The organism is Enterovibrio norvegicus FF-33, assembly GCF_000286835.2.
Taxonomy (GTDB): domain Bacteria; phylum Pseudomonadota; class Gammaproteobacteria; order Enterobacterales; family Vibrionaceae; genus Enterovibrio; species Enterovibrio norvegicus_A.
In genome coordinates, this window is record NZ_AJYD02000031.1 from 139,087 (window position 1) to 149,686 (window position 10,600).

The 10,600-nt window shown below is 49.2% G+C and carries 10 protein-coding genes; 2 read left to right on the forward strand and 8 right to left on the reverse strand.

The annotated features are described in order from the left end of the window. Positions 1 to 77: 77 nt before the first annotated feature. The 7 genes from rraA to priA form a co-directional block, all read right to left on the reverse strand. Positions 78 to 575 (reverse strand): ribonuclease E activity regulator RraA, encoded by a 498-nt coding sequence (gene rraA / locus A1OO_RS07830; RefSeq protein WP_016961937.1) that lies wholly within the window; start codon positions 573 to 575, stop codon positions 78 to 80. A gap of 155 nt (positions 576 to 730) precedes the next feature. After that, positions 731 to 1,636, reverse strand: a complete 906-nt coding sequence (locus tag A1OO_RS07835) for a 1,4-dihydroxy-2-naphthoate polyprenyltransferase (RefSeq protein WP_017002686.1) — start codon at positions 1,634 to 1,636, stop codon at positions 731 to 733. 177 nt (positions 1,637 to 1,813) lie between these two features. Further along, the gene (gene hslU / locus A1OO_RS07840) at positions 1,814 to 3,148 is read right to left on the reverse strand and encodes an HslU--HslV peptidase ATPase subunit (protein ID WP_016961939.1); all 1,335 of its coding nucleotides are present in this window, start codon (positions 3,146 to 3,148) and stop codon (positions 1,814 to 1,816) included. Between the two features lie 15 nt (positions 3,149 to 3,163). After that, positions 3,164 to 3,688 carry an ATP-dependent protease subunit HslV gene (gene hslV / locus A1OO_RS07845; RefSeq protein WP_016961940.1) on the reverse strand — a complete coding sequence of 175 codons (525 nt, stop codon included), beginning with the start codon at positions 3,686 to 3,688 and terminating at the stop codon, positions 3,164 to 3,166. A gap of 153 nt (positions 3,689 to 3,841) precedes the next feature. Next, positions 3,842 to 4,417 carry an SPOR domain-containing protein gene (locus tag A1OO_RS07850; RefSeq protein ID WP_016961941.1) on the reverse strand — a complete coding sequence of 192 codons (576 nt, stop codon included), beginning with the start codon at positions 4,415 to 4,417 and terminating at the stop codon, positions 3,842 to 3,844. 81 nt (positions 4,418 to 4,498) lie between these two features. After that, positions 4,499 to 5,527: a DNA-binding transcriptional regulator CytR gene (gene cytR / locus A1OO_RS07855; RefSeq protein ID WP_277814484.1), complete on the reverse strand. Its 1,029-nt coding sequence runs from the start codon at positions 5,525 to 5,527 to the stop codon at positions 4,499 to 4,501. Positions 5,528 to 5,682: 155 nt separating this feature from the next. After that, a complete protein-coding gene (priA, locus tag A1OO_RS07860) occupies positions 5,683 to 7,878 on the reverse strand; it encodes a primosomal protein N' (protein WP_016961943.1) in 2,196 nt (731 codons plus the stop codon). 260 nt (positions 7,879 to 8,138) lie between these two features. Here priA and rpmE point away from each other — a divergent pair, with 260 nt between their 5' ends. Both rpmE and A1OO_RS07870 read left to right on the forward strand, forming a co-directional pair. Further along, entirely contained in the window at positions 8,139 to 8,351 is a 213-nt protein-coding gene (gene rpmE / locus A1OO_RS07865; protein WP_016961944.1) for a 50S ribosomal protein L31, read from the forward strand. 454 nt (positions 8,352 to 8,805) lie between these two features. Continuing rightward, positions 8,806 to 10,056 carry a malic enzyme-like NAD(P)-binding protein gene (locus A1OO_RS07870; protein WP_017002688.1) on the forward strand — a complete coding sequence of 417 codons (1,251 nt, stop codon included), beginning with the start codon at positions 8,806 to 8,808 and terminating at the stop codon, positions 10,054 to 10,056. Between the two features lie 164 nt (positions 10,057 to 10,220). Here A1OO_RS07870 and metJ read toward each other — a convergent pair whose 3' ends face one another. Next, entirely contained in the window at positions 10,221 to 10,538 is a 318-nt protein-coding gene (gene metJ, locus A1OO_RS07875) for a met regulon transcriptional regulator MetJ (RefSeq protein WP_016961946.1), read from the reverse strand. Positions 10,539 to 10,600: the final 62 nt, after the last annotated feature.

Genomic DNA, 10,600 nt, shown 5'->3' on the forward strand with positions numbered 1-10,600 from the left:
ACGCTATTGGAGAGATTGTTGCAGAGAGCTGTTGTGAAGATTTGTTGGCGCCGCAATGGTGACGCCAATGGATCTCACTATTCGATATCGATTGCTTCTTGAGACAGGATAACGCCCGTGTTGTCGGCGTACAGATGATCTTCAGGAATAAATGTTACACCACCAAAGTTAACGGGGACATCTGCTTCACCCACGCCCATTCCAGTTTCTGAGCTTTCTGCTCCAACGGGGAATGACGCTAAGGCTTGAATGCCGATATCAATTTCATCTAGCGAATCGACATCGCGAACACAACCATAGACCACCAAACCTTCCCAGCCATTTTCTGCTGCTGTTGTCGCAATCTCAGCGTCAATGAGTGCACGGCGTAGTGAACCACCCCCGTCGATTAGCATCACTTGACCGGTACCATTTTGTTCCGCCATTTCACGGATCAGGCTGTTGTTTTCAAAGCACTTGATGATTGTGATTTGACCACCGAATGAACTACGACCACCGTAAGAGCTCATCATAGGTTCCAGTACATCAACCTGCTCCAAGTATGTGTCGCATAACTCTGAGGTATTGTATTCCATAATCAGACTTCTTCTTTGGGCTTAACGGTGCCGAATTGGCAAATTTGTGGCGTTCCGAGGGATGTCAGAAGCCACCCTATGCGAAAAAGTATAACGACAAGATTGGGCATTGCAATGACTGACAACACAAATCATCTTGCCTTCATCCCCGTGTATTAGTGAAGTAGGATGCCAGCCGCAAACAGCACGTTGGTCAAGAGAGCGACTTTCACCATGTCACCCATCATGGGACGCAATGACTCACCATCTTTCGACAGCCAGACTGCTCGCCCATGTTTGATGGCTAGCGGCAGAGAAAGCAAAAATAACCATCCTGTTATGCCACTTTTCTCGAGTAATGCAAATAGGGCAAAGCAAGTGAAAGCTGCGATTAACAGCACTTGGTGATAGGCGCGTCCCCATCTCGGTCCCATGCGAACCACCAGTGTGTATTTGCCGCAGACGCTGTCGTTATCAATATCACGCAAGTTATTAATGTTGAGCACACCAACAGCGAGCAAACCACACGCAGTGGCCGGCAAGAGTATGACCGAATCGAGTGTACCGGCTTGCAGATAGTAGGTGCCTGCGACGCCAAGCCAGCCGAAGAAAATTAATACTGACAGATCGCCGAGACCTTGATAGCCATAAGGTTTGTTGCCCACGGTGTAGCAAATGGCAGCAAGGATGGCGAGTATGCCCAATCCCATGAAGCTGACGATGTCGGTGGCGTTATCGAACGCACTTAAGACCAAAGCAGCGCCTACGCCAATGATCAGACACACATTGAGTGCCATGGCTTTTTTCATTGTGTGTGGCGTTACTAGCCCTTGCTGTATGGCACGCTTGGGACCGAGGCGCGCCTCGTTATCGGTGCCTTTTACGGCATCGCCGTAGTCGTTGGCGAGGTTAGACAGAATCTGCAATAGCAGGGCCGTGATCAAGGCGAGCAAGGTCAAAGAGATCGAAAAAGTTGCGGTTTGCGCTGCAACGGCGCTGCCACACAATATGCACGCAACAGCGAGTGGTAGCGTTTTGGGGCGCGCGGCATCTAGCCAAGTTTTAAGTGTGGATGAAGACATAACCAAAGAAAGCGTGTGGGAAAACTGGCTTCATTATTGGTTTTTTTATCTCATTGGGCAATGCAAGTACGGGATTAACTTGGTTTGGTATTAAATGCGTATGTAGAACGACGAGCAAAGACACAATAAAAAACGGGCAGCCTGAGGCTGCCCGTTTTGTAATACGCTTCTGCTGAGTTACAGAATGAAGCGGCTTAGATCTTCGTCATCAATCAGCTCTTCGAGGCAATTGCGAACGTATTCAGCGTTAATCACATAGGATTCGCCACCACGCTCGCTGGCATCATAAGAGATCTCATCCACCAGACGCTCCATCACAGTATGAAGGCGACGTGCACCGATATTTTCGGTTCTTTCGTTGACGCGCCATGCTGCGTTCGCAATTTCTTCAATGCCGTCTTCGGTGAAAGACAAGTTCACTTGCTCTGTGCCCATCAGTGCCGAATATTGCTCGGTCAGTGATGCGTTTGGCTCAGTCAGAATGCGCTTGAAATCAGACGCTGTCAGCGCTTCCAGTTCAACGCGAATTGGCAGGCGACCTTGCAGTTCTGGGATCAAATCTGACGGGCTAGCCACTTGGAATGCGCCAGAAGCAATAAACAGAATATGGTCAGTTTTCACCATACCGTGTTTGGTTGATACCGTGCTGCCTTCTACCAAAGGAAGGAGGTCGCGCTGAACACCTTCACGGGAGACATCCGGGCCTGAGCTTTCGCCGCGTTTACAGATTTTGTCGATTTCATCAATGAAGACGATCCCGTTATTTTCTGCTGCGCTGATCGCTTGCTCTTTCAGTTCTTCTTGATTAACAAGCTTCGCCGCTTCTTCTTCAGCTGCCGCTTTTAGCGCATCTTTCAGTTTCATTTTGCGCTTTTTCGCTGTGTTACCACCACCGAGGTTTTGGAACATGCTTTGCAACTGGCCGGTCATTTCTTCCATGCCAGGAGGTGCCATGATTTCCATGCTCATTTGCGGGGTAGCCAGATCGATTTCGATTTCTTTGTCGTCTAACTTGCCTTCGCGGATTTTCTTGCGGAAGCTTTGGCGTGTGTTTGAATCTGCTTTTGGCTCTTCAGATTGGCCCCAAGCATCACGTGCAGGAGGTAAAAGCACATCGAGAATGCGCTCTTCTGCTAACTCTTCCGCACGGTATTTTACTTTTTCCATCGCTTGCTGGTGGGTCATCTTGATCGCGACATCAGTCAGATCGCGTATGATCGTTTCCACTTCTTTGCCGACGTAACCCACTTCAGTGAACTTGGTGGCTTCAACCTTAATGAAAGGCGCGTTCGCGAGCTTGGCCAGACGACGTGCAATTTCGGTTTTACCGACACCCGTTGGGCCAATCATTAAGATATTTTTTGGCGTGACTTCTGCGCGCAGATCTTCATCAAGCTGCATGCGACGCCAGCGGTTACGGAGTGCAATGGCAACGGCACGTTTGGCTTTGTGCTGACCGACAATGTGATTGTCGAGTTCAGAGACGATTTCGCGTGGGGTCATTTCAGACATGCTGGGGATCCTGCCTTAGTAATCTAGTTCTTCGATGGTGTGGTGCTGGTTGGTGAAGACACAGATGTCGCCAGCGATAGTAAGTGACTTTTCCGCGATTTCGCGTGCGTCTAACTCGGTGTTTTCAAGCAGTGCAATAGCAGCAGCTTGCGCAAAGTTACCGCCTGAGCCAATCGCAATCATATCGTGCTCTGGCTGAACCACATCACCGTTACCGGTAATGATGAGAGAAGCGGTTTCATCAGCCACACAAAGTAGGGCTTCTAGCTTGCGCAGTGCACGATCGGTTCGCCAATCTTTAGCGAGTTCAACCGCGGCTTTGGTCAAATGACCTTGGTGCATTTCAAGCTTACGCTCAAAACGTTCGAATAGGGTGAAGGCATCTGCGGTGCCGCCAGCGAAACCTGCTAATACTTGGTTGTTGTATAGGCGGCGTACTTTGCGGGCATTGCCTTTCATTACGGTATTACCCAGTGACACTTGGCCATCACCGGCGATTACTACTTTGCCGTTGCGGCGAACAGAAACGATAGTCGTCACGGAAGAACCTCTTCTTTGCTCTCTGGTTGAGCGTTATGGCTGAAACCAGTATGGGTTGTTAAAAGCAAAGGTGGGGATGGGAAAACGTAAATTCAAGGGTAAAGCCGTGAGATGTCCGGCTTTGCCCTTATTTTCTTTGTGAGGAAAGGTAAATCAGTTCCAGTACCAGATGGCGCAAGGTTCAATACCTGCACGGCGTAGCAAGTTTCGGTCACGTTCTGCTTCACGCTTAAGCGGATAAGGCCCCATGACGACGCGATACCAAATGCCTTTTTCGCCTTGGCTGGCTTTGATATGACTTTCTAAGCCTTGGAAGGCAATCATGGCTTTGCGTTCGTCCGCCTGACTGGCGCTTCGGTATGCACCACACTGCATTAGATAAGGACGACTCGACACTTCCTGCTCATTGGCCTCGACCTGAACTTGTTTATTTTCCAGCTCTTCAATGTAGCTCCATTGTTCCTCGGGCTTAGGAGGAATGACTTTTTCCTCTTTTTTCTGAGGCTTTGATGGTTTGGTTGCTGGCTTAGTCACCGTTTTGGGCGGCTCAGATTGGGCTGGCGGTTCGCTGGTGGTGAGGAAGTAGAGACCATAGCCAAAGCCGGCCACCAACGCCAATGCGATCAACGCCCATTTAAACGGGAAACCCTGTTTAGGCGGTGGCTTCTTGGCATTTCGGGTGGGTTTACGCGGTGCTTTTCCGCGTTTGACATAATCTCGGGTTGCCACTGATTCGGGTATCTTTTTCTGCGAGTTGGGGCTATATGGTACTGGCTTGCTCGAAAGCGCGCCAGTACCTAGCTTGTCAGTTTAACGTGATGGCGGTGCCACACTCTCCCTGATCACCAATTGTGCATCGAGCAAACGTGAACCTGCCTGCACATCATTGCCTTTCAGTATCTTCAACAACATGAGCATAGCCTGACGACCAATGTCATAGCGAGGTTGTGAGACAGTGGTCAGAGCTGGGTCACAATACTCAGCAAACTGAATGTCATCAAAACCAACGATAGAGATGTCGTGTGGGACACGAAAGCCCAGTCGCTTCGCTTGTTGAAGTGCACCAATGGCCATGACATCAGAGTGGCAGAATACCGCTGTAGGTGGTGTGGGCAGTGACAACAAAGTGGTCATTGCGCGCGCACCCGCTGCGAAAGTGAAATCCCCCGCAACCGTATAAGCCGGATTCACCGTCACGCCGCCGCGACGCAGGGCTTGTTGATAGCCCTGAACGCGAAATTGTGTCAGTGCAGCGCTAGGATCACCTGTGATCTGTGCGATCTGCTTATGACCGACTTGAGTCAGGTAATTGACTGCTTCAAACGCTGCGGTTAGGTTATCAATGTGCACCGTCGGCAACTCTAGCTCTGGCGCGTATTCACAGGCCATCACGAGAGGGGGTAGGTTCTTTTGCTCCGGTTTGCTGACGTCAAAAGGAAGATCGGTACCTAAAAGAAGCATGCCGTCAGCTTGTTTAGTAAACACCAAATTCACAAATGAGCTTTCACGACTTGCTTGCTGTCCGCTGTCGCCAAGTAGCACTAAATAACCGTGCTCCATAGCCGCTTCTTCGATGCCGCGAATGATCTCCGTGAAATAGGGATCACAAATATCTGGAACAATAGCCACAATGGTTTTCGATTCATTGCGACGTAAATTTCTTGCGAGCGAGTTAGGGCTATAGCCCGCTTCCATCACCGCCTGCTCGACTTTCTTGCGGGTCGACGCTGATACCTTCTCCGGGTTCATCAACGCACGCGAAACTGTCGCCGTAGAGACGCCAGCCAGATGGGCAACATCCTTCATTGTCGCCATAGTGCTATTCCTCTTGCTCGTTATATATGGCAATGCATCCCGTTAGGGAACTTCAGCAATAAGACTTTATTTGTTAACAGACCATATCTTAATCTGATGGCGGTGTATTAAACATGGTCATGTTAACAGTTATTACAAGAATATTGTGATCTTGGTCGGCTTAAGCGAATGAAATTTGTTCAGCTCATGTCTTGGGGTTCGATATCCAGCGACCAACGCACTTTCTTCGACAAAGGCAGTTGGCGTATTGCTGGCAAAGCGGCTGACAATCTTTGTTGTAACATCCGGCGGTTAGGTGCTTGAAAAATTAATTGCCAACGGTAACGACCTGCTCGTCGTGGCAATGGCGCTGGAGCCGGCCCCATGACGGCGCAGTCGTCATCAGGAACGGGAGACGCATCCAGGATGGTTCGCACTTGCTGAAGAAATTGTTCAACTTGTTCGCTGTGGTTGGCTTCAGAGCGAAACAGGGCGAAGAAACTGTACGGCGGCAGGTTGGCTTGCTGACGTTCAATCAGCGCTTCCGAGGCAAAGCAGTCGTAGCCTTTGTGAATGAGTGATTGCAACAAAGCATGTTCAGGGTGGTGAGTTTGCAGCAAGACAAACCCTGGCTTACTGGCGCGACCTGCGCGTCCGGCGACTTGCACAAACAATTGAGCTAATCGCTCAGGGGCGCGAAAGTCATTGCTGAACAGGGCGCTGTCGACATCCACCAGTGCCACCAAGGTCACATCAGGAAAATGGTGGCCTTTTGCCAGCATTTGGGTGCCAATCAGAATTTGATACTCTTTGTTGTGTATGGCATCCAAGTAGGCCTCTAGTGAGCCTTTTCGACGGGTATTGTCGCGATCAATACGAATCGTTTTGAACTCTGGGAATAGCGTCGCCAGTTGCGCTTCTAGTTGCTCTGTACCGACCCCGACCCCGATAAGCTGCGTCGAGCCACATTGACCACATTGATGGGGAATTGGGCGCTGAGTGCCACAATGGTGACAGCGCAGTTCATTGCTTTGTTGGTGCAAAGTGTAATAGGCATCGCAGCGCTTACACTCTGCCAACCAACCACATTCGTGACACATGAGAGCCGGAGCGTAGCCGCGTCGGTTTAAAAACAACATGACCTGATTGCCATCAGAAAGGTGTTTTCGCATCTCAGCAATTAAGGGCGCAGATAAACCAGCTTCTAAGTACAAACCGCGAATATCGAGCACACCATGTTTGGCTTTGATGGCGTTACCTGCTCGAATAGACAAGGTAAGGTGATGGTATTTGCCCGTTTTGGCATTGTGTAGGCTTTCTAAGCAGGGCGTGGCAGAGCCAAGTATTACAGGCACGTTTTCTTCATGACCGCGCATAACGGCGAGATCACGTGCGTGATAGCGAAAAGAATCCTGCTGTTTATAAGAGGCGTCGTGTTCTTCATCCACAATGATGATGCCGAGTGATTTGAACGGCGCAAACAAGGCAGAGCGAGTGCCAATGATGATAGCCGCTTCGTTGTCTCGGGCGGCGAGCCAAGCATTGAGTCGTTCGGTGTCATTTAAACCGGAATGCATCACCTCGACAGGCACATTAAAGCGACGTTTGAAGCGATTAATTGTCTGCGGCGTCAAACCAATTTCGGGCACTAAAATCAGCGCTTGCTGACCACGAGCCAGAACGGGTTCGAGTGCATTGAGGTAGACCTCCGTTTTACCTGAGCCAGTCACCCCTTCAATTAAGTAACAGCCAAATTCAGGACTGGCATTGATGGTCGCAACCGCTAAGGCCTGCTCGTGATTGGGTGTGGGTTTGTCTTCGACGACTCGATAGTTTGGCATCCAAGGTTTGGCACGCACATTCTGTACGATGTTGATCCAGCCTTTTTCCTCAGCGGTTTTGATCACAGCGGCAGTCAGATCACTATCAAGTAAATCGCTGTGTGCCATAGCGCCGCTGCGCAACATCGTCAGGATCCGTGCTTGCTTGGGTGCACGGGTCAATGCCGTGATGGGTTGATCTTTTCCCGCTTCTGTTAGCTGCCACACACGCTCACGCTCGCGATGCGCAGGTTTACCTTTTCTTAGGCTGCCGGGCATGACGGTAGCTAGCGCGTCACCTAATGGATATTGATAGTAGCGACTCGCCCAATTTAATAGCTTATATAAAGCCGGAGCCCAAAGGGGGGCGTCATCTAATACGGCATTAATAGGTTTAAGTTGCGTTAAAGGAAAAGCAGATTGATCAGCAAGGGCCGTCACAATTCCGATTTTGTATTGCTTGCCAAATGGCACGCGAACGCGTCCACCTACAACTGGCATATCATTGCCAATGAGGTAATCAAACGTCTTGTGCAAAGGGACAGGTAATGCCACTTGAGCGATTGTTGGGATCATGAGGTGCTAGCGTCTTAGGTAAATAGACAAATCATCGCGACAGTGTACCTAGGGTAAAGAGGGGCGCAAAGGGGCGTATCACTTTCTTTTGAGCCGCGTGACGAAAGCGTCTCAGCATAACTTTCAAATGAATTGAACAAAAAAGTTGCTATCAAAGGTCTCCTTGATTAGAATTTCGCGCCTTACAAAATGTTTGTTAACGACGTGTGGTGCCCGATAGGCTCGGGAGAGCGACACGGCCTATATTAGAGGTTATCCCTATGAAAGCTGGTATCCATCCAGAATACGCTGCAGTAACTGCAAAATGTTCATGCGGCAACACTTTTGAATTCAACACTACTCTAGGTAAAGATATTAACCTGGACGTATGTGACAAATGCCACCCATTCTACACTGGTAAGCAACGTGTAGTTGACACCGGTGGCCGCGTTGACCGCTTTAACAAGCGTTTCGGTGCATTGGGTAGCAAGTAATATTGCAGACTCGAAAAAAAGGGTGCGAAAGCACCCTTTTTTTATTGCTGTTACAGCTTGTAAGACCTTTTCCACGGTTCAATACAGGTAGACTATGACAGTTTATCTAAGCGAACCGATAGCCTCGCTACCCTCGCTGCGTTAACATTTAAACAATTCCTATTATATCTGATGTCATTGACCTCGTAGCGTCATAGACACTGCGCACACTTATCTATTGTAAAATTCACTACACTCAAGATAAGGGAACGTGCAATGTGCTTTATTGCTATATCAATTACTTGGGATAGACGGATCGCGTTTTGGCGTGAGAAATACTTGGCACTAAGGTGACAAGGTCATCTCGACATATAAAACGTATTCCGCACCTTGTTGTTCACCTTTACCTATGCTTGTGGGCTCGGTTGGCAACAAGATTAATCAGCCAATAACTAATAAAGTCAGGAAAACAGAAATGTCTGAAGACAAACGCCAACAGGCGCTGGATTATCATGCCTATCCAGTCCCTGGCAAAATCTCGGTAGAACTTACCAAACCAGCAGATACGGTTGAAGATCTTGCGTTGGCATACAGCCCAGGTGTGGCAGAGCCTGTTCGTGAAATCGCACAAGACGCTGATAATGTTTATAAATATACAGCGAAAGGCAACATGGTTGCGGTTATTTCAAACGGTACCGCTATTCTTGGTTTGGGCAACTTAGGCCCTCTAGCGTCTAAACCTGTAATGGAAGGTAAAGCGCTTCTGTTCAAGCGTTTTGCAGGTCTTGATTCAATTGATATCGAAGTGAAGCACCGCACGATTGAAGAATTCGTTGATACCGTTGCGAATATCGCGGATACCTTTGGTGGTATCAACCTAGAAGACATTAAAGCGCCAGATTGCTTCGAGATAGAAAAGCAGCTGATTGAGCGTTGTAACGTCCCAGTATTCCATGATGATCAACACGGTACGGCCATCGTGACATCGGCGGGTATGCTGAATGCGTTGGAGCTTCAGGGTAAAGAGATCGGTGAAGCGGTGATTGTGTGCTTGGGGGCAGGTGCTGCTGCCGTTGCATGCATGGAACTTCTGATTAAATGTGGGGCACAGCGTGAGAAAATCTACATGCTGGACCGCAAAGGCGTGATCCACACTCGCCGTGATGACATTAACGAATACAAACAATTGTTCGCCAACAACACAGATAAGCGCACGCTTGAAGATGTGATTGAAGGTGCGGATATTTTCCTTGGTGTATCAGGCCCTGATCTGTTACCGCCAGACGCGCTGAAACTGATGGCAGACAAGCCAATCGTGTTTGCGTGTTCAAACCCTGATCCAGAAATCAAACCTGAGCTTGCGCATGCAGTGCGTGACGACTTGATCATGGGAACGGGTCGTTCGGATTACCCGAACCAAGTGAATAACGTGCTGTGTTTCCCGTTCATTTTCCGCGGTGCGCTCGATGTGCGTGCAAGTCGAATTAATGACGAGATGAAACTGGCTGCCGTGGATGCAATCCGCACGCTGGCGAAAGAACCTGTGCCTGCGGCAGTATTGAAAGCGGCGGGTGTAGACAAGCTGAGCTTTAGCAAGGACTACATCATCCCTAAACCGATGGACCCGCGTTTGCTGCCTCGCGTAGCCAAAGCCGTTGCGGTCGCGGCAGTAGAGTCAGGCGTCGCGCGCATCGAGATGCCTGAAAACTACATGTTAGATAAGTAACTGAAGTCGGCTAAATATCGGACAGGAAAATAAGGCGAGGTGAGGATAACGACATGGTAAGCGATCCTGCCGCGAGGTGAGAAAACGCTCTGTGCTTTTTCCTCAAAAAAAGCCATTAAAAAACCAGCCAAGCGGCTGGTTTTTTTGTCATTACGATGACGAAATTAATATTCTTCTTCGTTAAACTCGATGCCAAGCTCTTTCATTATGCGCTTCACTTCTGCCGGAACGCTATCCGCTTTATCCTTGCGAATATCGTCATCTGTTGGCAGTGGTTGGCCGGTGTAAGCATGCAAAAAGGCTTCACACAACAGTTCGCTGTTGGTGGCGTGGCGTAAATTATTGACCTGGCGACGTGTACGTTCATCCGTCAGGATTTTAAGCACTTTCAGCGGGATAGAGACGGTGATCTTCTTTACTTGCTCTTTCTTTTTACCGTGCTCGGCGTAAGGGTTAATATATTCGCCATTCCACTCTGCCATCGTGCACCTTCTAAGCAGTTTCATTGATAAATCGCTGTCAACACCGGAAGCATTATGTCCAG